The following is a 20224-nucleotide window of genomic DNA, read 5'->3' as shown; positions in this document are numbered from 1 at the left end:
CTCTTGTCCTCCGTTCAGGCGGCCGGAACGCATCGACCGGGACGGGCGGCGATCGCCGCCGGCACCTCGGAGGCCGGCATCGGCCGGCCGAGGAGGTAGCCCTGCACGCTGGTGCAGCCGGCCCGGCGCATGCCGGCGAGGTGGGCCGGCGTTTCCGCCCCCTCCGCCGTGCTGCGCATGCCGAGCGCCTCGCCGAGCCCGGCGACCGCCCGCAGCACCGCCGCATCCTCGGCGAAGCGGCGGTCGATCTTCACCCCGTCGAAGGGGAAGCTGCGAAGCTGGCTGAGCGAGGAATAGCCGGTGCCGAAATCGTCGAGCGAGATCCGCACCCCGAGGCGGTGCAGCCCCTCGAGCTGGGCCAGCGCCTCCGCCGTCGGATGGAGGAGGGCGGTCTCGGTCAGCTCGATCTCGAGCCGCGGCCCGGACAGGCCGGAGTCCCGCAGCGCCCGCGCCACGCCCGGCAACACGCGGCCCGACCTCACCTCCTCCGGCGTCAGGTTCACGGCGACATGGATGTGGTCCGGCCAGCGCGCCGCCTCGGCGCAGGCGGCGCGCAGCACCCACTCCCCGATCGCGGAGGAGAGGCCGATCTCGGCGGCGAGCGGCAGGAACCGGTCCGGGCGCATCAGCCCGCGCACCGGGTGGCGCCAGCGGATCAGCGCCTCGAAGCCGATCAGCCGGTCGCTCGCCAGCGCGACCTGCGGCTGGTAGTGCAGCTCGAACTGCTCGAGCGGCAGCGCCGCGTGCAGCTCCTGCTCGAGCGCGCGGCGGCTCTCCGCCTCGGTGCGCATCGACGGGTCGAAGAAGCGGAAGCCGCCGCAGCCCGCCGCCTTGGCGGCCCGCAGCGCGAGTTCGGCGTCGGTCAGCAGCGTCTCCGGCGCCGCCCCGCCCGGCGGGGCCAGCGCGATGCCGATGCTGGCGCCGACCAGGGCGACCCGGCCATTGACCACATAGGGGCGGGCGAAGAGCTCCAGCAGCCGGGTCGCCAGGGCGGCGACCGCCTCCCGCCGCGCCGGCGCGGCGAACAGCGCGGCGAAGGTGTCGCCGCCGAGCCGCGCCGCCGCGTCGGTCTCCCGCAGCGCCGAGCGCAGGCGGCGGCCGGCGGCGCGCAGCAGCGCCTCCCCCGCCTGTTCCCCGATCGAGGCCTTCACCCGCTTGAAGCGGTCGAGGTCGAGCAGCAGCAGGGCCGGCCCGGCCTCAAGGCCCGGGCGGGGCGCGGCCAGCGCGGCGGCGAGCCGTTCGAGGAACTGCGCGCGGTCTGCGAGATGCACGCGGTCTGCGAGAGCGGTCATGCGGTCCCGTTGCGTGAGCCTGGCGGGAGGCGGGACGGCCGCCGCGATGGCGCTGCCGAAGCCCCGTGCTGCGATCCCCTGGACACCGTGACCCTGCCTCGCCGCGCCATGGGCCCGAGGGGCCCGCGCCCCGAGACTGCGGCCCCGGGATGAATCGGGGGTAAACCGCCGCGCCCGCGCTCAGGCCGGCATGGCCCCCCCGATCAGCCACAGCGCCGCGACACCCATGGCGATGGAGAGGGCAAGGCGGCCGAACGCCGCCTGGGTGGCCACCGTCACGCCGGCCGCCACCCAGAAGGCGGGGCCGCCGCTCGCCAGGGTGGGGACCAGGAAGGCGATGAAGATGCAGCCGGGCAGGTGCTGCAGCATCGCCTCGACGAAGCGGGGCGGGCGCGTCGCGCGCAGCAGCGCGTAGCCGCCGGCGCGGCAGAGATAGGTCGCCAGCGCCATGCCGAGGATCGCGGCCAGCACGTCCGGGCGCAGCGTCATCGGCGCCGCGCCCGCGCCCCGCCGCGCAGGTCCCGCGCCGCGCCGAGGGCGGCGCCGGCGCAGGCGCCCGCCAGCACCGGCCAGGGCGCGCCGAGCCCCGCGCCATGCGCCGCCAGCGCCACCACCCCCGCCGCCGCCCAGGGCAGCAGGTCCGACCGCCCGCGCCAGATCGGCACCAGCAGCGCGAGCAGCGTGGCGGCGGCGGCGAAGAACACCGGATGGCCGGGCGGCAGGCGCACCAGCGCCGCGAAGACGTGGCCGAGGGTGACCATCACCATCCAGTTCGCCCACATCACCAGCCCGGCGCCGAGCAGGAAGCCGGCATCCCGCCGCCCGGCGCGGATCTCGGCGATGGTGAGCGCGAAGGCGTTGTCCACCAGCGTCGCCAGCGTGCCCCACAGGCGCCAGCCATGCAGCCGGTCCAGCACCGGCGCCAGCGCCGCGCCCATCGGCGCCATGCGCAGGTTGATCACCAGCGCCGCGAGGGTGGCGCCGAGGATCGGCGCCGGCTCCGTCCACAGCTCCAGCGCCACGAGCTGGCTGGTGCCGGCGAAGACCAGCCCCGACATCAGCCAGGTCTCGAGCAGCGACAGGCCGCGCGCATCCGAGACCACGCCGATGACGAGGCCGAAGGGGGCGAGGGCGAGCGTGATGGCGAGCGCGGCCCGCGCCCCCCGCGCCATGCCCGCCCGCGTGAAGGCGGCTCCCCTGCGTCCCGGCTGCTCCACCCCCCTCCCATACCAGGGCGGCGCGCGCTTGACCCATGCAAAGCACACGCGGTTGGCTGACGCGGCACGCAAGCGGGAGGAGACGCGGATGCTCGACCTGACGGGAAAGGTCGCCTTCATCGCCGGCGCAGGATCGGTCGGCGAGGGCTGGGGCAACGGCAAGGCGACGGCGGTGCTGATGGCGCGCCAGGGCGCCAGGATCTACGGCACCGACATCAACCCCGACGCCGTGGAGGAGACGCGGCGGCTGATCGCGGCGGAGGGGCGGGAGTGCGCGGTACGCCGCGCCGACATGACGGTGGCGGCGGAGGTGGAGGCGGCGGTCGCCGACTGCCTCGCGCGCTTCGGGCGCATCGACATCCTGGTGAACAACGTGGGCGGTTCCGCCCCCGGTGACGCGGTGACGATGAGCGAGGCGGTGTGGGATGCGCAGATGGACCACAACCTCAAGACCGCCTTCCTCGGGTGCAAATACGTGATCCCGGCGATGCGGCGGCAGGGCGGCGGCGCGATCGTCAACCTCTCCTCCGTCGCCTGCCTGAGCCACCAGGTGGAGGGGCGGACCAACGTCGCCTACGCGGCGGCGAAGGCCGGCATCCTGGCCTTCACCCGCTCCACCGCGATCGCCTTCGTGAAGCAGGGCATCCGCTGCAACGCCGTGATCCCGGGCACCATGCACACGCCGCTGGTCGAGCACCGGCTGGCGCGGCAGCTCGGCGCCAATGACGCCGCGGCGCTGGTGGCGAGGCGCCATGCCAGCGTGCCGATGGGGCGGATGGGCGATGCCTGGGACGTCGCCCACGCCGTGCTGTTCCTGGCCAGCGACGAGGCGCGCTACATCACCGCGACGCATCTGATCGTGGATGGCGGGCTGACGGCGGCGCGGCCGGGCTAGAGCAGATCGCGGACGGCTGTTTCCAGCCCTTCGCGATACGCTCTAACGCCGCGCCGCGGCGAGGCGCGCCTCCGCCGCCGCGCGCTCCATGCCGAGCGCGGCCTCGGCCGCCGCGCGCGCGAAGCCGGCGCGGGCAAGCGCGGCGAGCGCGCGGAGCCGCGCCTCGGGCGTCGGCGGCGCGGCGGCGAAGGGGCCGAGGCGGCGGCGGCGGCAGAGGGCGAGGGCGGCATCGAGCTCCGCCTCCTCCGCCGGCAGCGCCGCCTCGGTGATCTCCGCCGCCACGCCCCGGGCGCGCAGATGCGCGGCGATGGCACGGCGGGAGCGGCCGGCGCGGGCAAGCCGCGCCGCCCGCCCGGCGGCGAAGGCGGCATCGTCCACCGCCCCCGCCGCTGCCAAGCGCCGCGCCACGCGCGCGGCGGCCTCCCGCGCCGCGGCGGCGCGGGCGGCGACCTCCTCCGGCTCCGCCCCGGCCTGGCCGGCGGCGCGCGCCCAGCGTTCCACGCGGCGCAGCAGCACGCGGCGCAGCCCGGCCTCGGTCGCGGCGAAGCGGGAGAGGTGGCGGAGCGCCGCCTCGTGCAGCGCGGCCTCGTCGGGCGGCGGGCCGGGTGCGGTCGCCATGGCGGCCTCAGGCGAAGGCCTCGGCCTCCACCTCGACGACGAGGCGCGGATCGGCGAGCCCCGCCACGATCAGCAGCGTGCTCGCCGGGGCGTGGCCCTCCAGCGCCCGGGCGCGCGCCTCGCGCCAGGGTCCGATCAGGCCGGGGTCGGTCAGGAACACGGTCATCTTGACGATGTTCGCCGGCCCCATCCCCTGGGAGGCCAGGATGGCCCTGAGGTTCTCCAGCGCCTGGGCGATCTGCGCCTCGCCCCCCTCGGCGATGCCGCCATCGGGGCGGGTGCCGACCTGGCCGGAGATCACCAGCCGCCGCCCCGGCCCCTCGACCAGCGCCGCATGGGCGTAGCGGCCGCCGGTCGGGTGCACGGTGTCCGGGTTCACGAAGGTGATGGGCATGGCTCTAGCTCCTCGGCAGGTCCTCGCGCGTCACCCCGCCCGGGGGCGGGGCGGGCACGCCGCCCCACGTGCCCGGCGGCACCGCCACCAGCCAGTCGCGCAGGTTGCGGCGAAGCTGGAACTCGAACTCGACATTGAGCTGGTCCATGGCGGTGCGCAGCAGCCGCTCCGCCGCCCAGGGGCGCGCCGCCTCCGCCCCGGTCGCCGCGGCGCGCGCCTCGGCCTCGATGAAGCCGAGCCGGGCGCCGGCGGGGGAGAGGATGTCCAGCCGGCAGCCCACCAGGCAGGTCAGCGCCTCCCCCGGCCCGCGCGCGATCCCGGCGCGGGTGACGGCGAACACCGCCCGCCCCTGCGTGCCGATGGCGGAGAGCCGGTCGCGGGCCATGATCCGCACCGCCTCGGCCGGGCGCGGGGAGAGGGTGGCGCCGACATCGCCCGGCGGCGGCGGCGGGTCCGCCTCCAGGATCTCGAGCGCGGCGACGTTCAGCGGCAGCGGCAGCAGGTGGCGGTAGCCGATCGGCGCCGGGGGCGCGACGGGCGGCGCCTCGCGCGGGGCGCAGGCGGGGGCCAGCAGCGGCAGCAGCAGGACATGGCGCCGGTTCGGCATGCGGCTTCCTCTCCTCCCTGGAAGGACGGGCGCGGCCGGGCGCGCGGCGGCTCAGGCGCGGCCGGCGCCGGGCCGCACATCCGCCCGCTCGAAGCGGAAATCGATGTTGCAGAACTCGCAGGTCATGGTGATGGCGCCGTTCTCGGCCATGTGGTCGAGATCCTCGGCCGGGAAGCCGGTCAGCACCGAGGCGAGGCGGGCGCGGGAGCAGCGGCAGCCGTAGGAGAGCGGGCGCGGCCGGTCGAGCACCAGCCCCTCAGCGTGGAACAGGCGGTGCAGCAGCCGCGCGGGCGGCAGCGCGTCGTCCAGCAGCTCCGCCTCGGTCAGCGTGGCGGCGAGGGCGAGGGCGGTGCGCCAGGCCTCCTCCTGCGCCTCCTCGCTCAGCGCCGGGTCCACGCCGCCCTCTCCGGCGACGCGTTCCAGGATCAGCGCCGCGGCGCGCCAGCCCGCCGCGGTCCGCGCGCAGGCGAGCTGCACATGGGCGCGGAGCTGCTCAGAGGTGCGGAAATAGTGCCGCGTCATGTCCGCGAGCGTCGTCCCCTCGATGGAGACGATGCCCTGGTAGCGGTCCATCTCCGGCCCCTGGTCGCAGGTGAAGGCGAGATAGCCCTCCCCGAGCAGGGCGGCGGCCGGCGGCTCCGCCTCCACCGCCAGCGCCGCCTGCAGCCGCGCCGGCTCGGCCCGCGCGTAGCCGCGCAGCGCCCCGTCATCGGTGCAGTCGGCGAGCAGCATCGGCACCGCGCCGTTCCCCTTCACCTGGAGGGAGAAGCTGCCGCGGAATTTCAGCGCCGCCGCGAGGCCCGCGGTCAGCGCCAGCGCCTCCCCCATCAGCCGGGCGATGGCAGGCGGGTGATCGTGGCGCGTCAGCAGGGCGTCGGAGAGCGGGCCGAGGCGGACCAGACGGCCGCGCACCGGCTTGTGCTGCAGGTGGAAGGGCTGCACGCCGCGCGGCACCGTCACGTCGGGCACCGGCGGGCGGTCGTGGCGCAGGAAGTCGGGCGTGCTGGAGGGTTCGGTGGGGGAGGTCAATGCGGCAAACCTTCGGCCATCACGCCTTGAGATAGGTGGGGGCGGCGTCCGCGGACAGGGTGCCGCCGTCCCGCGCCGCGGCGCCCTCAGCCGAGGCCGAGCGCCCAGAGCAGCACGCCCTTCTGGGCGTGCAGCCGGTTCTCCGCCTCGTCGAACACCACGGATTGCGGGCCGTCCATCACCTCGTCGGTGATCTCCTCGCCGCGATGCGCCGGCAGGCAGTGCATCACCAGCGCGTCCGGCGCGGCATGGCGCAGCAGCGCGGCGTTGAGCTGGTAGGGCGCGAGCAGGTTGTGGCGGTTCGCCGCCGCCCCGTCCTTCTCGTCCGACATCGAGACCCAGGTGTCGGTCACCACGCAGCGGGCGCCGCGCACCGCCGCCACCGGATCCGAGGTCAGCTCGATCTGCGCCCCCTCCCGCCGCGCCCAGTCCACGAGCTGTGCCGGGGGCGCGAGCTCGGGCGGGGTCGCCACGCGCAGGGTGAAGCCGAAGCGCGCCGCGGCCTGGATGAAGCTCTGCGCCACGTTGTTGCCGTCGCCGGTCCAGGCCACCACCTGGCCGGCGATCGGGCCGCGATGCTCCTCGAAGGTCATCACGTCGGCCATGAGCTGGCAGGGGTGGGAGACGTCGGTCAGGCCGTTGATCACCGGCACCGTCGCGTGCTCGGCGAGCTCGCGCAGCTTGGCCACGCTGTCGGTGCGCAGCATGATCGCGTCCACGTAGCGGGAGAGCACCCGCGCCGTGTCCGCCGGCGTCTCGCCGCGCCCGAGCTGCATCTCCTTCGAGGAGAGCACCACCGCCTCGCCGCCGAGCTGGCGGATGCCGACCTCGAAGGAGACGCGGGTGCGCGTCGAGGGCTTCTCGAAGATCAGCGCGACCGCCCGGCCGGCAAGCGGCCGGCCGGCGATCTCGCCGCGCTTGGCCCGCGCCCCGAGGTCGAGCATGCGCCTCAGCGTCGCCGTGTCGTGGTCCATCAGCTCGAGGAAGTGGCGGGGGGGCTCGCGCCCTCCCGCCACGGCCAGGGCGGCGCTCATTGCGCGGCGTCCCGCGCCGCCTGCGGCGCGGCGCGCCGGCAGGCGCGGTCGAGCAGCCGCAGCGCCTCGTCCGCCTCCGCCTCGGTGATGATGAGCGGCGGCGCCAGGCGCAGCACGTTCATCCCCGCCGCCACGGTCAGCAGGCCCTCCGCCGCCGCGGCGGCCTGCATGTCGGTGTTGCCGACCTCGGGCTTCAGCTTCAGGCCGAGCAGCAGCCCCGCACCCTGCACGCCCTCCACCACCGCCGGGTGACGCTGCGCCAGGGCCTCGAGCCCGCGCCAGAGGTGGCGCGCCACGCGGTCCACCCGCTCGAGGAAGCCCGGCGCCAGGATCACGTCCAGCACCGCGTTGCCGGCGGCGCAGGCGAGCGGGTTGCCGCCGAAGGTGGAGCCGTGGGTGCCGGGCTTCAGGTACTGCGCCACCCTCTCCTTCGCCAGGATGGCGCCGAGCGGGAAGCCGCCGCCGATGCCCTTGGCCGAGGACATCACGTCCGGCTCGATCCCCGCCCACTGGTGCGCCCACAGCCTGCCGGAGCGCCCCATGCCGCTCTGCACCTCGTCGAGCGCCAGCAGCAGCCCGTACTCGTCGCAGGCGGCGCGCAGGTCGCGCAGGAATTGCAGGCTGGCGGGGCGCACCCCGCCCTCGCCCTGGATGGGCTCGATCAGGATGCCCGCCGTCTGCGGCGTGATGGCGGCGCGCACCGCGTTCATGTTGCCGAAGGGCACGTGGTCGAAGCCGTCCACGGGCGGGCCGAAGCCGGCGAGGTACTTCTCGTTGCCGGTGGCGGCGAGCATCGCCAGGGTGCGGCCGTGGAAGGCGCCCTCGAAGCAGATCACGCGGTAGCGCTCGGGGTGGCCGGTCTCGGCGTGGTACTTGCGCACCGCCTTGATCATGCCCTCGTTCGCCTCGGCGCCCGAGTTGCAGAAGAAGACGCTGTCGGCGAAGGAGGTCTCCACCAGCCGCGCCGCCAGCCTCTCGGCCTCCGGGATGCGGTAGAGGTTGGAGACGTGCATCACCCGCCCCGCCTGCTCGGCGATCGCCCGCACCAGGTGCGGGTGGGCGTGGCCGATGCTGGAGGTGGCGATGCCGGAGCCGAAATCGAGGAATCGTCGCTGATCCGCCGTCCACAGCCAGGCGCCCTCGCCCCGCTCGAAGGCGAGGTCGGCGCGATTGTAGGTCGGCATCAGCACGGGGATCACGACGGCACTCTCCGGATCTCCCCCGCGCCCGCGGCCGCCGGGACGCCGCGGCGTCCCGTCCGGGGCGCTTCCGGGGGAAGCGGGGATTTGGCCGCAAAGCCCCCCGCGCGTCAAACCCCGCGCCGGGCGCGGCGCCTCAGCCGCGCGGCGCGGCGACGGCGTCGTAGCTGAAGCGCGGCAGCGCGTTCAACGCGTCGCGGCTCGCGCCCGGCATCACCAGGCGGTTGTTCTGCGCGTCCCACTTCAACCGCTCATAGTGAACGGCGACCAGCCGCGCGCCGATGCCGAGGAAGCCGCCGACCGAGAGCACCGCCACCGGCTCCCCCCCGCCGGGCGGCGGGATCAGGATGTCGTCCACCTCGCCGATGCTCTCATTGCCCTCGTTGTAGACGCTGGAGCCGATCACCTTGGTGGCGCGGCGGGCGTTGCGCAGCGCCGCGGTCTCGGCGCCGAGGGCGGCGGCGGGTGTCTCGGCCGCGCGGCCGCCGGGGGCGGGGGCCGCCGCGCCCCGATCCGGCCCGGCCCCGCCTGTCGCGCCGCCTCCGGGCTGCGCGCCGGTCGCGCCGGCGCCGCTGCCGCCCTGGGGGGCGGCGCCGCCGGCCGGGGGCTGGGGCGGGACGGTGCCCACGGTCGTCTCGGTCTGGGGCGGACGCGGGGCCACCGAGCCCGCCGCGCCCGGCTGGGTCGTGGCCGTGCCGGCCCCGCCGGTGGCGCCGCCGCGCGCGGCGGGGGCGCCGCCGAGCGGCCCCTGCTGCGGCGTGGTCTGCGTGGTCTGCGGCTGCATGGAGCTGCCGCCGCCCGCGCTGCCGCCCTGCTGGGCGAGCACGGGCGCGGCGAGGAGGCCCGCGACGGCGGTCATGGCGAGCAGGTGCGTGCGGCTGGTCATGCGTGGTCGCTCCCCTTGGCTCGGTCCGGGCGCGCGCGGCGCCGGCGATGCCGGGGAGAACGCCCTGCAACGACCGGGGGTTGCGGGGCGGCTCAGCCGGGGTCGCCGGTCTCCGCCCGCAGCCCGGCCGCCTCGATCCCGGCGATGGCGCAGACCTCGTCCTGGGCCGAGACGTCGCCGCTGATGCCGACCGCGCCGAGGATCACCCCCGCCGCGTCGCAGGCCAGCACGCCGCCCGGCACCGGCACCGCCCGCCCCCCGGCCAGGTCGGAGAGCGCGTTCATGAAGCCCGCCATGGCCTGGGCGCGGCGCGCCAGCTCCCGCCCGCCGAGGCCGAGGGCGAGCGCGCCGTAGGCCTTGCCGATCGCGATCTCGGGGCGGAGCAGGCTGCTGCCGTCCTCCCGCTGCAGCGCCTTGAGCTGCCCGCCGGCGTCCAGGACGGCGACGGTGAGCGGCAGCAGGTTCAGCGCCCGCCCCTTGGCCAGCGCGGCCTCCAGGATGGCGTTCGCCTGCGCGAGGGTCAGGCCGTTGACGGCGCTGCGGGGGGCGGTCTGGTCGGGCAAGGCGATTCCTCCTCCATCGTCGCGGCACAGGGGAGCCCGCCGGCGCCGCGCCGGCAAGGGGGGACCGGCGGGAGGTGCAACCCGGCCCGGCCGGCGGCGTCACAGCCGGCGCGACGTTCCGCTGCGCAAGGACGACCCCGCCATGCGGCCCCGACGACTTCCCCTCTGGCCGGCCCTGCCGGCGGCCCTCGGCCTCCTCGCCGGCTGCACCGTGGTGCAGGAGCGGCCGGCCCCGCCCCCCGCCGGGGTCTACCTCCCGGGCGCGCCCGCCACCGGACTCGTGGCCGAGGGGGGCGGCGCCGGGTTCGGGCGCGCGGCGGTGGACCCCTACTGCCGGCGCGCGGAACTCGAGGCGCGGGCGGCGGAGCGGGAGGCGGCGCTGGCGGCGCGGGACGCGCGGCTCAGTCTCCATGCGGGCGCCCCGGCCTGGGTGCAGCAGCAGGATCTCAGCCTCGCGGAGGCGGCGGCGCGGCAGGCGGAGCGGGCCCGCCACCACGCCCTGCGGGACTGCTGAGCGGCGCCGCGGCGGGCCGCGCCTCAGCCCCCGGCCGCGCCGCGGCCGCCGCCGATGATCGCCAGGAACTCCCGGCGCGTCGCCGGGTCGTCGCGGAAGGCGCCGAGCATCCGGCTGGTCACCATGGTGACGCCCGGCTTGTGCACGCCGCGCGTGGTCATGCACTGGTGCGCCGCCTCGATCACCACGGCCACCCCCTTGGGCTTCAGCACCTCGGCGATGGTGTTGGCGATCTGCGCCGTCAGCTTCTCCTGGATCTGCAGGCGCCTGGCATAGGCCTCGACCAGCCGCGCCAGCTTGGAGATGCCGACCACCCGACCCTCCGGCAGGTAGGCGACATGGGCGCGGCCGATGATCGGCACCATGTGGTGCTCGCAGTGGGACTCCACGCGGATGTCGCGCAGCACGATCATCTCGTCGTAGCCGTCCGTCTCCTCGAAGGAGCGGGCGAGCAGCTCCACCGGGTCGAGCGCGTAGCCGGCGAAGAACTCCTCGTAGGCGCGGGCGACGCGGGCGGGGGTGTCCACCAGCCCCTCGCGGTCCGGGTCGTCGCCGGCCCAGCGGATCAGGGTGCGCACGGCGGCCTCCGCCTCGGCGCGGCTGGGGCGTGCGGGGCCGGCGGCGCGGGGAGCCAGGCGGTCGGGCGGCGTCTGGATGTTCAAGGGGGCATCCTCGAGGCAGGAGCGGCGGCGCGGGAGGAGCCGCCGGCGGGCCGCTTCTCCCGCCGGCGGTCCGGCGGGAAGGCCCGCGGCGCCATCCTGCACCGGACGCTTCGGTATCGCAACGCTCCTGCGGGGGCGCCGCTCAGGCCGCTTTGGCCAGCGCCACCTCGTAGTCGGCCTCGGTCTTCTCCCGCACCTCGGCCTCGGTGACGCCGGGGGCGAGCTCGACCAGGCGCATCCGCTCCGGCCCCTTGCGGGCGATCTCGAACACGGCGAGGTCGGTGATCACGAGGTCCACCACGCGCGCCCCGGTCAGCGGCAGGGTGCAGCGCTTCAGGAGCTTCGGCTTGCCGCCGGCGGTGTGCTCCATCAGCACCACCACCTTCTTGACCCCGGCGACGAGGTCCATCGCCCCGCCCATCCCCTTCACCATCTTGCCGGGGATCATCCAGTTGGCGAGGTCGCCGTTCTGCGCCACCTGCAGCGCGCCGAGGATGGAGAGGTCTATGTGCCCGCCGCGGATCATCGCGAAGCTGTCGGCGGAGGAGAAGTAGCTGCTGGTCGGCAGTTCGGTGATGGTCTGCTTGCCGGCGTTGATCAGGTCGGGGTCCTCCTCCCCCTCGTAGGGGAAGGGGCCGAGGCCGAGCATGCCGTTCTCGCTCTGCAGCTGCACGTTCATCCCGGGCGGCACGTGGTTCGCCACCAGCGTCGGGATGCCGATGCCGAGGTTGACGTAGAAGCCGTCCTCGAGTTCGCGGGCGGCGCGGGCCGCCATCTCGTCGCGGGTCCAGGGCATGTGCCGATCCTCCTCAGGCCGCCGCGTTCTCGCTGCCCGCGCCGGCGGCGGCGGGGTCGCGCCGGCGCACGGTGCGCTGCTCGATCCGCTTCTCGTAGCCCGGCGGCAGGGCGACGATGCGCTTCACGAAGACGCCGGGGGTGTGGATGCAGTCCGGGTCCATCTCGCCGGGGCGGACCAGGTGCTCCACCTGCGCCACCGTCACCCGCGCCGCGGTGGCCATCATCGGGTTGAAGTTGCGCGCCGTCTTGCGGTAGCGCAGGTTCCCCTCGGTATCGCCCATGTAGGCGTGCACGATGGCGAGGTCGGCGAACAGGCCGCGCTCCATCACGTAGGTCTCGCCGTCGAACTCCCGCGTCTCCTTGCCCTTCGCCACGTCGGTGCCGACGCCGGTGCGGGTGAAGAAGGCGGGGATGCCGGCGCCGCCGGCGCGGATGCGCTCGGCGAGCGTGCCCTGCGGGTTGAACTCGATCTCCAGCTCGCCCTTCAGGTACTGCTCGGCGAACAGCCTGTTCTCGCCCACGTAGCTCGAGATCATCTTGCGGATCTGGCGGGTCTGCAGCAGCAGGCCGAGGCCCGCATCGTCGATCCCGGCGTTGTTGGAGACGACGGTGAGGTCCTTCACGCCGCTGTCGCGGATGGCCTCGATCAGCGCGGAGGGGATGCCGCACAGGCCGAAGCCGCCCGACATGATCGTCATGCCGTCGCGCAGCAGGCCGGCGAGCGCGGCCTTGGCGTCGGGATAGACCTTCCGCATGGGGCGAGGCTCCTCTTGCAACCGGGTTCGATCAGGGGCGGCACCCTAGAGCAGATCGCGGACGGCCGGAACCGGCCGGGAGCGTGAGCCTCCGCTCTACAAACAACGGGCTAGGCAGATCGTGGACGGCTGGGGTACTCCGCCCCGCGGACACGGCCCAGAGCCACGCCGCGTGCCGCCGGGGGCGGAAGGGGCGGCCGGGGCCTTGCGGGGAAGGGGCGGGAAAGCTATATCGCCGCCCTCCCCGCCAGGGGCGCTCCGGGGCCATAGCTCAGTTGGGAGAGCGCTTGAATGGCATTCAAGAGGTCAGGGGTTCGACTCCCCTTGGCTCCACCACCCCCTCGGGGACCTTCCGGCCGGGCCGGATGAGCGGGCGCCGGAGGGGCGCCGCGTGACCGCCACCCCCGAACGCCTCGACCGCTTCATGGCCCGCGCCGTCGCCGCCTACTACGCGACGCGCCAGCCCTTCGGGCGGCAGGGCGACTTCATCACCGCCCCCGAGATCTCCCAGGCCTTCGGCGAGTGCCTCGGCCTCTGGGCCGCCGTGGTCTGGCAGGCGATGGGCCGGCCCGACCCGGTGCTGCTGGTCGAGCTCGGCCCCGGCCGCGGCACGCTGATGGCCGACGCGCTGCGCGCGGTGGGCGAGGTCGCGGCACCCTTCCGCGCCGCGCTGCGCCTGCATCTGGTCGAGGCCTCGCCGCGCCTGCGGGAGGCGCAGCGCGCCGCGCTCGGCGGGGCGGTCGCCGCCTGGCACGAGGACCCGGCCACGCTGCCGGACGGGCCCGCCATCCTCCTCGCCAACGAGTTCCTCGACGCGCTGCCGATCCGCCAGTTCGTCCGCCGCGCCGGCGCCTGGGCGGAGCGCCACGTGCGGGAGGGCCGCTTCGTGGAGCTTCCGGCGGAGGAGGCCCCCCCGCTACCGGAGACGGCGCCGGAGGGTGCGATCGCCGAGGCGAGCCCCGCCGCCCGCGCCCTGGCCCGTGCCCTGGCCGCGCGCCTCGCCGCGCAGGGCGGGGCGGCGCTGTTCCTCGACTACGGCCATGCCGGGGGCGGCTTCGGCGACACGCTGCAGGCCGTCTCCCGCCACGGCCGCGCCGATCCGCTGGCCGCGCCGGGCAGCGTGGACCTCACCGCGCATGTGGACTTCGCCGCCATCGCCGCCGCGGCGCGCGAGGGCGGGGCGGCGGCGCACGGGCCGCTGCCGCAGGGGCTGTTCCTGCAGCGCCTGGGGCTGATGAGCCGCGCCGCCATCCTCGCCCGCGCCGCCGCCGCCGCCGGCCGGCGCGACCAGGCGGGGCTGATCCTTTCCGGCGCCGAGCGGCTGGTGGCGGCGGAGGGGATGGGGCGGCTGTTCAAGGCGCTCTGCCTGTGCCATCCCGCCCTGCCCGCGCCGCCCGGATTCGAGCCCGGCTGAGCCGGGGGCGGGCGCCGGCCGGGCGCCCCCGACCCGCCCGCAGCAGGACGCACGCGACGCACCGGAGCCGCCCTTGAGCACCGCCGAACGCCTCCTCTCCCCCGCGCTCGCCGCCCTGCCCGGGGTGGCGCACGGCTTCTTCACCCGCCGCGGCGGCGTGTCGCAGGGGCCCTACGCGGCGCTGAACTGCTCCCTCTCCTCGGCCGACGCGCCGGAGCGGGTGCGGGAGAACCGCCGCCGCGCCGCCGACGCGCTCGGCCTGCCGCTGCCCGCCCTGCACGGGCTGACCCAGGTGCACGGCACCGCGGTGGCGGAGCTGGAGGCGCCGGGCTGGGCGGAGGGGCAGGGGCCGCGCGCCGACGCGGTGGTGACGCGGCGCCCGGGCCTCGCCCTCGGCATCGTCACCGGCGACTGCGCGCCGGTGCTGCTCGCCGACCCGGAGGCGGGGGTGATCGGCGCCGCGCATGCCGGCTGGCGCGGCGCGGTGGCCGGGGTGCTGGAGGCGACGGTGGCGGCGATGCGCCGCCTCGGCGCCGCGCCCGCCCGCATCCGCGCCGCCATCGGCCCCTGCATCGCCCAGGCGAGCTACGAGGTCGGCCCCGACCTGCGCGCGGCGGTGCTGGCGCGGGATGCGGCCGATGCGCGCTTCTTCGCCCCGGGCGGGCGCGAGGGGCGCTGGCAGTTCGACCTGCCCGGCTACTGCGCCGCGCGGCTCGCCGCGCTCGGCCTCGGGGCGGTGGAGCGGCTGGGGGTGGACACGCTCGCCGACGAGGCGCGCTTCTTCAGCCACCGCCGGCGCACCCTGGCGGGCGGCGGGCCGATCGGGCATCAGCTCTCCGCCATCGCCCTCACGCCCTGAGCCGCGGCCCCATGCCCTACATGATGCAGTTCCTGATGCTGCTGACGCTGACCGCGCTGGTGACCTGTGCGCTGCTCTGACCGTCCGGGCGCGCGGCGGCGGCGCCTGCTGCTGGCCCTGCCGCTGCTGCTCGCCGGCTGCGGCGGGCTGCCCCAGCCCTATCGCGGCCGCCCCGGCGCCGAGGCGCGGCGCCTCGCGGAGCCGCTCGCGGTGCGCATCGCCGTGCCGCCGCCCGAGGCGGCGCTGCTGCCCGACGGCGCGGCGCGCGACCTCGCCGAGCGGGTGGCCGAGGCGCTGCAGGCCGAGGAGGTGCCGGCGGTCGCCACCGATGCGCCCTGGCCGCTCGACTGGCGGATCGAGATCCTGGCCGAGCGGCAGGGCGCGCGGGTGACGCCGCGCTTCCGCCTGCTCGACGCCGATCTGCGCCCGCAGGCGGCCTCCGAGGGGGCGCCGGTGCCGGACCGGGCCTGGGCGGAGGCCTCGCCGGACTTGCTGCGCCAGGTGGCGGCGCAGGCGGCGCCCGGCCTGGCGCGGCTGCTGCTGCAGGTGGACGCGGCGCGCAAGGCGATGGACCCCGCGGCGCTGGCCGCCGGCCCGCCGCGCATCCGCCTCGCCGCGGTGCGGGGGGCGCCGGGCGACGGCAACGCCTCCCTCGGCGCCCGGATGCGCGAGCATCTCGGCAGCCAGGGCTTCGTCGTGCAGGACACGGCGGAGGGGGCGCAGTACGCGCTGGAGGGCAGGGTGGACGTCGCCCCCGCCGGGCGCGGCCTGCAAAGGGTCGAGATCGTCTGGATCGTCAGCCGGCGCGACGGCGAGGAGCTCGGGCGCGTCGCCCAGCTCAACGAGATCCCGGCCGGGCGGCTCGACGGGCCCTGGGGGGACATCGCCTATGTGGCGGCCGAGGAGGCGGCGGGGGGCGTGCGCACCGTGGTGGCCAACACCCTCGCCCCGCCGCCGGAGGCGGCGGCCGGGGCGCGGCCGGCGGCGGATCAGCCCCCCGGCGGGGCGGCCACCTTGTCGCGGTAGTTGCAGTGCGCCGCGGCGACGCAGCGCCAGCACTCCGGCAGCCTCGCCTTGCACACGTAGCGCCCGTGCAGGATCAGCCAGTGGTGCGCGTCGCGCAGCATCTCCGGCGGGCAGCGGGCGACCAGCGCGTCCTCCACCTCCCTCGGCGTGCGGCCGGGGGCGAGGCCGGTGCGGTTGCCGATGCGGAAGATGTGCGTGTCCACCGCCATGGTGCTCTCGCCGAAGGCGACGTTGAGCACGACGTTGGCGGTCTTGCGCCCGACGCCGGGCAGCGCCTCCAGCGCCTCGCGCTCCGCCGGCACCTGCCCGCCATGGCGCTCGAGCAATTGCCGCGACAGCGCCACCACGTTGCGCGCCTTGGCCTGCCAGAGGCCGATCGAGCGGATGTGCCGCGCCACACCCTCCTCGCCGAGCGCCGCCATGGCGGCGGGGTCGGGCGCGGCGGCGAACAGGGCAGGGGTGCAGCGGTTCACCGCCGCATCCGTGGTCTGGGCCGAGAGCACCACCGCCACCAGCAGGGTGAAGGGGTCGCGGTAGTCGAGCTCGGTCCGCGGCGCGGGGTTGGCCGCGGCGAGGGCGCGGATGAAGGCGGCGGCCTGCGCGGCGCCCATGCGCCGGGCGCGGCGCGGGGCGGCGGCGGTGCCGTGCAGCGGCGCGGGGCGCGCGCGGGCCTGGGGCGCCCCGGCGGGGGCGGCGGTCTTGCGTGGCATGGGGCGTTCGGCAAGGGTAGCGCCGGCGGAGCCCTACCCCATTTCAGCGGCGATGACAGCCCAGCCCGACCCCGTGATGTTCGAGGCGATCTGCACCCCGCCCCCCGGCCTTGACCGCAGGGGCATGGTGGCGGTCGCCGCCCTGGTGGTGGGCTTCTCCGCCCTGGTCGGGCTGCTGTTCACGCTGATCGGCGCCTGGCCGGTGCTCGGCTTCGTGGGGCTGGAGGCGGGGCTGGTGCTGGCGCTGCTCGCCCTCTACCGCCGCGGCGCCCGCCGCGCGGTGGAGGTGCTGCGGCTGGCGGAGGGGCGGCTGGTCATCCAGCGCTCGGACTGGCGCGGGCGCTGGCAGGAGGTGGTGCTCGACCCCTACTGGGCGCGGCTGTCCCTGGAGGAGCGGCCGGATGGCAGCAGCGTGCTGCTGCTGCGCCAGCGCCGCCGCACGGTGGAGATCGGCCGCCTGCTCGACGAGGAGCGCCGGCGCGATCTGGCGGCGGCCCTGGGCGAGGCGCTGCGCCGGTACCGCGAGCCGGTGTTCGACAACCCGCAGTTGCGGGACTGCTGAACCCGCACCCCGCCGCGGAGCAGGCGCTGCCTGCCCCCTGGAGCAGATCGCGGACGGCTGGAAACAGCCGGGCGCGTGACTCTGCCCTACGAACAATGGGCTGGAGCCGTTTCCGCGGTCATGGCTGCGTGGAAACGGCTCTAGTCCGAGGGGGTCAGGCTCTTGATCAGCTCGAACACCCGCTTGCGCACCGAGGGATCGGTGATGCGGTAATAGGCGCGCACCAGCTCCAGCGTCTCCCGCCGGTGCAGGGTGTCGTCCTCGAAGCCCTCCTGCGCCTCGGCCAGGCCGCCGACGCCGCGGCGCAGGCCGCCGCCGGCCGCACCCATGCCTTCCGGCATGTCGTCGAAGAAGAAGCTGATCGGCACGTCGAGCACGCGGGCGATGTCGAACAGCCGGCTGGCGCCGATGCGGTTCACCCCGCGCTCGTATTTCTGCACCTGCTGGAAGGTCAGGCCGAGCGCCTCGCCGAGCTTCTCCTGGCTCATGCCGAGCAGCGTGCGCCGCAGGCGGACCCTGGCGCCGACATGCACGTCTATCGGGCTCGGCCGGTGCTCCCGCTCACCGCGCTCCGGGGTTTCGTCGCTCGGCATCGCCTTCTCCATTCCCGGGGTGGAGTCCCGAGGCGCATGGGTCCTGCCCGTCCGTGTCGGGTGCGCATACACGCCGGTGTCTCCTCTCCGCTCCCGCTCTTCCCCTTTTACGTGCGCGTAAACGAAGCGTCAATAGTTTTGAGCCGTCTCAAAAAAGGTCATTCCCGGCCCTCCGGCCCGCGCCGCGACCCGCGCCGCGCCGGGCGCCGAGCGCCGCCCCGGCCAGCAGCAGCGCCGCCAGCAGCCCCGGCAGCGCCAGGCCGAATCGCGCGAAGGGCGGCGGCGGCACCGCGCCGGGCAGGTCGGCCGCCAGCGTCCCGGCCTGGCCGAGCGGCAGCATCGCCAGCCGCCGTCCTTGCGCATCGAACACCGCCGAGATGCCGGTCTGTGCCGCCCGCGCCACCGGCAGCCCCTCCTCCACCGCGCGCAGCCGCGCCGTGGCGAGGTGCTGCCAGGGCCCCGAGGAGTGGCCGAACCACGCGTCGTTCGTGACGTTGACGAGCCATTCCGGGCGCGGCGAGGGGGTGACCGCGGCGGGGAAGATCACCTCGTAGCAGATGAGCGCCCCGAAGGGCGGCAGGCCGGGCACCTCCAGCGTCACCGGGCCGGGGCCGGCGGAGAAGTCCATTCCCCCCGCCGCCAGCCGCACCGGGATCAGGCCGGCGAGCGGCATGTACTCGCCGAAGGGCACGAGATGCGCCTTGTCGTAGAGCGCCGCCACCCGCCCCGCATCGTCCAGCGCGACGAGGCTGTTGAACACCTCCCGCGCCATCCCCTCCGGGTCGAGCTCGGCCCGCACCGTCCCGGACAGCAGCACCGCCCCCTCCGGCAGCACCGAGGCGGCGAGGCGCTGCGCCTCCGGATCCTGGGCGAGCAGGAAGGGGATGGCGGTCTCCGGCCAGACCACCGCAAGCCGGGTGCCGGGGGGCGCGGCCGCCGCCGCCTCCCGCGCCGCCGCCGCCGTCAGCTCCAGGTAGCGGCGGAAGATCGCCACCCGCTCCTCCGGCCGCCACTTCAGCGACTGCTCGATGTTGCCCTGCACCAGCAGCAGCCGCACCGGCGGCGCCGGCGGCGGCTCCCCCGCCAGGCGCCAGGCGCCGAAGCCCGCCAGCGCCAGCAGCGCGAGCCCGCCCGCCGCCAGCGGCCGCCAGCGCCCAAGCGCGGGCAGGCAGGCGAGCAGCACCGTCAGCAGCGACAGGCCGTGCACGCCGATCACCGCCGCCCCCTGCAGCGGCAGCGCCGCGAAGGCCCAGACGCTGCCCATCAGGTTCCAGGGAAAGCCGGTGAACAGCACCCCGCGGGCCAGCTCGGACAGCACCCAGGCGCCGGCGAAGCCGAGCAGGCGCGGCCAGCCCGCCGGCAGCGCCCAGGCCGCCAGCGCCGGCGGCACCGCGAAGGCGGCGAGCGGCAGGGCGAGGCCCGGCGCGGCCAGCGGCACCAGCCACCACCAGGTGGCCGCGTCCACCAGGATCGCGTGCGTCACCCAGTAGAGCCCGCCCAGATGGTGCCCCCAGCCCCAGGCGAAGCCGAGCGCCGCCGCCCGCTTCCAGGTCGGGGCGGCGCCGAGCAGGGCGAGCAGCCCGGGGAAGGAGAGCAGCAGCACCGGCACCGCGTGCACCGGCGGCAGCGCCAGCGCGGCGGCAAGCCCGAGCAGGAAGCTCGCCAGCAGGGCGCGCCGGCCCTGCAGCGCCGCCAGCCGGTCGAGGAGGCGCCCGAAGGCGCCGGGAACCGGACGCTCCGCGGCGAGGGCCGCGGCGGCGGGCCGTGCCACGCCCCGTCCCCTCAGTGCGCCATCGCCCGGCGCGGGCCGGCGAAGAGGTGCAGCAGCGGCGGCAGCACCAGCAGCACCGCCAGCAGGGCGTAGAGCAGGCTCAGCCCGAGCAGCACCCCCATGCTCGCCGTGCCCGGATGCTCGGAGAGGGCGAGGCTGCCGAAGGCGACGCCATTGGTCAGGGCGCTGAACAGCACCGCCCGGGTCAGCGCCGAGGGCAGCAGCTTCCGCTCCCCCCGCGCCCAGGCGGCGACGTAGTAGATGTCGAACGCCACCCCCTGCGCGAACAGCAGCGGCAGGGCGATGATGTTGGCGAGGTTGAGCGGCAGGCCGATCAGCGCGCAGGTGGCGAGGGTGAGCAGCCCGGCCAGCGCCAGCGGCGCCATCGCCAGCACCGCCAGCCGCCAGGAGCGCAGCGCCGCGAGCAGCAGCACCACGGCGAGGCCGACCGCGATCAGCCCGGCGCGCAGGAAGGCGTCGCGGATGGTGCGCGAGCTTTCCATCACCGACACGGCCGGGCCGCTCGCCGCCGGGGCCACCGCCTGCACCGCCTCGGCGAAGCGGGTCATCGCCTCCGAACTGTCGGAGAGGTCGGCCGGGCGCACCTCCACCCGCGCCCGCCCGTCCGGCGTGGTCCAGTCGCGGCGCAGCCGCTCCGGCAGGTCGGCGAGCGTCACCGGCGTCGCCTGCAGCGCCAGGCGCAGCCCGTCGAGGGTGGTGGCGAGGCCGGGCAGCAGCGCCGCGCGCAGCCGCTCCCGGGCCGCCGCCGGCCCCTCCGCCACCGCGCGCAGCGCCGCGGCGAGGCGCCGGGCCGGCTCGGCCACGG

24 protein-coding genes and 1 tRNA gene are annotated in these 20224 nt (G+C 76.3%); 7 read left to right on the top strand and 18 right to left on the bottom strand.

The window, feature by feature from the left end:
* Positions 1 to 14 precede the first annotated feature (14 nt).
* The 3 genes from ET526_RS16555 to ET526_RS16545 form a co-directional block, all read right to left on the bottom strand.
* A complete protein-coding gene (locus ET526_RS16555; protein WP_275668648.1) occupies positions 15 to 1340 on the bottom strand; it encodes a putative bifunctional diguanylate cyclase/phosphodiesterase in 1326 nt (441 codons plus the stop codon).
* Between the two features lie 132 nt (positions 1341 to 1472).
* Positions 1473 to 1781 carry an AzlD family protein gene (locus ET526_RS16550; protein ID WP_135469067.1) on the bottom strand — a complete coding sequence of 103 codons (309 nt, stop codon included), beginning with the start codon at positions 1779 to 1781 and terminating at the stop codon, positions 1473 to 1475.
* The gene (locus ET526_RS16545) at positions 1778 to 2509 is read right to left on the bottom strand and encodes an AzlC family ABC transporter permease (RefSeq protein WP_240048442.1); all 732 of its coding nucleotides are present in this window, start codon (positions 2507 to 2509) and stop codon (positions 1778 to 1780) included. Before ET526_RS16545 ends, ET526_RS16550 begins: the two co-directional genes overlap by 4 nt.
* A gap of 88 nt (positions 2510 to 2597) precedes the next feature.
* Between ET526_RS16545 and ET526_RS16540 the strand changes: the two genes are divergently transcribed.
* Positions 2598 to 3404: an SDR family NAD(P)-dependent oxidoreductase gene (locus tag ET526_RS16540; protein ID WP_135469065.1), complete on the top strand. Its 807-nt coding sequence runs from the start codon at positions 2598 to 2600 to the stop codon at positions 3402 to 3404.
* 42 nt (positions 3405 to 3446) lie between these two features.
* Here ET526_RS16540 and ET526_RS16535 read toward each other — a convergent pair whose 3' ends face one another.
* From ET526_RS16535 to ET526_RS16500, 8 genes are all read right to left on the bottom strand, one after another.
* Positions 3447 to 4022, bottom strand: coding sequence for a RecX family transcriptional regulator (locus ET526_RS16535; RefSeq protein ID WP_135469063.1), 576 nt, complete (start codon positions 4020 to 4022; stop codon positions 3447 to 3449).
* 7 nt (positions 4023 to 4029) lie between these two features.
* Complete coding sequence (locus tag ET526_RS16530; protein WP_135469061.1) at positions 4030 to 4416, bottom strand: RidA family protein; 387 nt, start codon at positions 4414 to 4416, stop codon at positions 4030 to 4032.
* Between the two features lie 4 nt (positions 4417 to 4420).
* On the bottom strand, positions 4421 to 5023 hold the full coding sequence (locus tag ET526_RS16525; protein ID WP_135469059.1) for a hypothetical protein: 603 nt from the start codon (positions 5021 to 5023) through the stop codon (positions 4421 to 4423).
* A 51-nt stretch (positions 5024 to 5074) separates the two neighbouring features.
* On the bottom strand, positions 5075 to 6052 hold the full coding sequence (hslO, locus tag ET526_RS16520) for an Hsp33 family molecular chaperone HslO (protein ID WP_135469056.1): 978 nt from the start codon (positions 6050 to 6052) through the stop codon (positions 5075 to 5077).
* Positions 6053 to 6138: 86 nt separating this feature from the next.
* A complete protein-coding gene (gene argF, locus ET526_RS16515) occupies positions 6139 to 7086 on the bottom strand; it encodes an ornithine carbamoyltransferase (RefSeq protein ID WP_135469054.1) in 948 nt (315 codons plus the stop codon).
* Positions 7083 to 8285, bottom strand: coding sequence for an aspartate aminotransferase family protein (locus ET526_RS16510; RefSeq protein ID WP_192898708.1), 1203 nt, complete (start codon positions 8283 to 8285; stop codon positions 7083 to 7085). The genes argF and ET526_RS16510 overlap by 4 nt, the downstream gene beginning before the upstream one ends.
* Positions 8286 to 8421: 136 nt before the next feature.
* Positions 8422 to 9171 (bottom strand): PRC-barrel domain-containing protein, encoded by a 750-nt coding sequence (locus ET526_RS16505; RefSeq protein WP_135469052.1) that lies wholly within the window; start codon positions 9169 to 9171, stop codon positions 8422 to 8424.
* A 92-nt stretch (positions 9172 to 9263) separates the two neighbouring features.
* On the bottom strand, positions 9264 to 9734 hold the full coding sequence (locus ET526_RS16500; protein WP_135469049.1) for a GlcG/HbpS family heme-binding protein: 471 nt from the start codon (positions 9732 to 9734) through the stop codon (positions 9264 to 9266).
* A 142-nt stretch (positions 9735 to 9876) separates the two neighbouring features.
* Here ET526_RS16500 and ET526_RS16495 point away from each other — a divergent pair, with 142 nt between their 5' ends.
* Positions 9877 to 10248 (top strand): hypothetical protein, encoded by a 372-nt coding sequence (locus ET526_RS16495; RefSeq protein WP_135469047.1) that lies wholly within the window; start codon positions 9877 to 9879, stop codon positions 10246 to 10248.
* Positions 10249 to 10271: 23 nt separating this feature from the next.
* Here the strand turns inward: ET526_RS16495 and folE are convergent, their stop codons facing one another.
* The 3 genes from folE to ET526_RS16480 form a co-directional block, all read right to left on the bottom strand.
* Entirely contained in the window at positions 10272 to 10910 is a 639-nt protein-coding gene (folE, locus tag ET526_RS16490) for a GTP cyclohydrolase I FolE (protein WP_135469044.1), read from the bottom strand.
* A gap of 142 nt (positions 10911 to 11052) precedes the next feature.
* Positions 11053 to 11706 carry a CoA transferase subunit B gene (locus ET526_RS16485; protein ID WP_135469042.1) on the bottom strand — a complete coding sequence of 218 codons (654 nt, stop codon included), beginning with the start codon at positions 11704 to 11706 and terminating at the stop codon, positions 11053 to 11055.
* Between the two features lie 13 nt (positions 11707 to 11719).
* Positions 11720 to 12463, bottom strand: a complete 744-nt coding sequence (locus ET526_RS16480) for a CoA transferase subunit A (protein ID WP_135469040.1) — start codon at positions 12461 to 12463, stop codon at positions 11720 to 11722.
* Positions 12464 to 12723: 260 nt separating this feature from the next.
* Between ET526_RS16480 and ET526_RS16475 the strand changes: the two genes are divergently transcribed.
* The 4 genes from ET526_RS16475 (at position 12724) to ET526_RS16460 (ending at position 15762) form a co-directional block, all read left to right on the top strand.
* Positions 12724 to 12799 (top strand) — tRNA-Ala (locus ET526_RS16475).
* A 55-nt stretch (positions 12800 to 12854) separates the two neighbouring features.
* On the top strand, positions 12855 to 13877 hold the full coding sequence (locus ET526_RS16470; RefSeq protein ID WP_135469038.1) for a class I SAM-dependent methyltransferase: 1023 nt from the start codon (positions 12855 to 12857) through the stop codon (positions 13875 to 13877).
* A 73-nt stretch (positions 13878 to 13950) separates the two neighbouring features.
* Entirely contained in the window at positions 13951 to 14736 is a 786-nt protein-coding gene (pgeF, locus tag ET526_RS16465; RefSeq protein WP_135469036.1) for a peptidoglycan editing factor PgeF, read from the top strand.
* A gap of 66 nt (positions 14737 to 14802) precedes the next feature.
* Entirely contained in the window at positions 14803 to 15762 is a 960-nt protein-coding gene (locus tag ET526_RS16460; RefSeq protein ID WP_135469034.1) for a hypothetical protein, read from the top strand.
* Here the strand turns inward: ET526_RS16460 and nth are convergent.
* On the bottom strand, positions 15726 to 16373 hold the full coding sequence (gene nth / locus ET526_RS16455; protein ID WP_135469094.1) for an endonuclease III: 648 nt from the start codon (positions 16371 to 16373) through the stop codon (positions 15726 to 15728). The genes ET526_RS16460 and nth overlap by 37 nt on opposite strands.
* Before the next feature lie 151 nt (positions 16374 to 16524).
* Here nth and ET526_RS16450 point away from each other — a divergent pair, with 151 nt between their 5' ends.
* Positions 16525 to 17034, top strand: a complete 510-nt coding sequence (locus ET526_RS16450; RefSeq protein WP_158295617.1) for a DUF2244 domain-containing protein — start codon at positions 16525 to 16527, stop codon at positions 17032 to 17034.
* Between the two features lie 140 nt (positions 17035 to 17174).
* On the opposite strand, the gene ET526_RS16445 is transcribed toward ET526_RS16450, so the two are convergent.
* The 3 genes from ET526_RS16445 to ET526_RS16435 form a co-directional block, all read right to left on the bottom strand.
* Complete coding sequence (locus ET526_RS16445) at positions 17175 to 17627, bottom strand: helix-turn-helix domain-containing protein (protein ID WP_135469030.1); 453 nt, start codon at positions 17625 to 17627, stop codon at positions 17175 to 17177.
* Between the two features lie 148 nt (positions 17628 to 17775).
* A complete protein-coding gene (lnt, locus tag ET526_RS16440) occupies positions 17776 to 19398 on the bottom strand; it encodes an apolipoprotein N-acyltransferase (protein ID WP_135469028.1) in 1623 nt (540 codons plus the stop codon).
* An 11-nt stretch (positions 19399 to 19409) separates the two neighbouring features.
* A partial coding sequence (locus tag ET526_RS16435) for an MMPL family transporter (protein WP_158295616.1) occupies positions 19410 to 20224 on the bottom strand: 815 nt, incomplete at its 5' end.

Origin of the sequence: Crenalkalicoccus roseus, from assembly GCF_004761865.1 — a bacterium.
In the GTDB taxonomy this organism is placed as follows: domain Bacteria; phylum Pseudomonadota; class Alphaproteobacteria; order Acetobacterales; family Acetobacteraceae; genus Crenalkalicoccus; species Crenalkalicoccus roseus.
Note: the sequence above shows the minus strand (reverse complement) of the source record. Positions and strands in the feature narration are given on the sequence as shown.

Excerpts from the sequence above, each read along its gene's own strand:
- ET526_RS16550 (WP_135469067.1), bottom strand. The coding sequence starts at position 1,781 with ATGACGCTGCGCCCGGACGTGCTGGCCGCGATCCTCGGCATGGCGCTG.
- ET526_RS16540 (WP_135469065.1), top strand. The coding sequence starts at position 2,598 with ATGCTCGACCTGACGGGAAAGGTCGCCTTCATCGCCGGCGCAGGATCG.
- ET526_RS16535 (WP_135469063.1), bottom strand. The coding sequence starts at position 4,022 with ATGGCGACCGCACCCGGCCCGCCGCCCGACGAGGCCGCGCTGCACGAG.
- ET526_RS16530 (WP_135469061.1), bottom strand. The coding sequence starts at position 4,416 with ATGCCCATCACCTTCGTGAACCCGGACACCGTGCACCCGACCGGCGGC.
- ET526_RS16525 (WP_135469059.1), bottom strand. The coding sequence starts at position 5,023 with ATGCCGAACCGGCGCCATGTCCTGCTGCTGCCGCTGCTGGCCCCCGCC.
- argF (WP_135469054.1), bottom strand. The coding sequence starts at position 7,086 with ATGAGCGCCGCCCTGGCCGTGGCGGGAGGGCGCGAGCCCCCCCGCCAC.
- ET526_RS16505 (WP_135469052.1), bottom strand. The coding sequence starts at position 9,171 with ATGACCAGCCGCACGCACCTGCTCGCCATGACCGCCGTCGCGGGCCTC.
- ET526_RS16495 (WP_135469047.1), top strand. The coding sequence starts at position 9,877 with ATGCGGCCCCGACGACTTCCCCTCTGGCCGGCCCTGCCGGCGGCCCTC.
- ET526_RS16485 (WP_135469042.1), bottom strand. The coding sequence starts at position 11,706 with ATGCCCTGGACCCGCGACGAGATGGCGGCCCGCGCCGCCCGCGAACTC.
- ET526_RS16480 (WP_135469040.1), bottom strand. The coding sequence starts at position 12,463 with ATGCGGAAGGTCTATCCCGACGCCAAGGCCGCGCTCGCCGGCCTGCTG.
- nth (WP_135469094.1), bottom strand. The coding sequence starts at position 16,373 with ATGGGCGCCGCGCAGGCCGCCGCCTTCATCCGCGCCCTCGCCGCGGCC.
- ET526_RS16450 (WP_158295617.1), top strand. The coding sequence starts at position 16,525 with ATGACAGCCCAGCCCGACCCCGTGATGTTCGAGGCGATCTGCACCCCG.
- ET526_RS16445 (WP_135469030.1), bottom strand. The coding sequence starts at position 17,627 with ATGCCGAGCGACGAAACCCCGGAGCGCGGTGAGCGGGAGCACCGGCCG.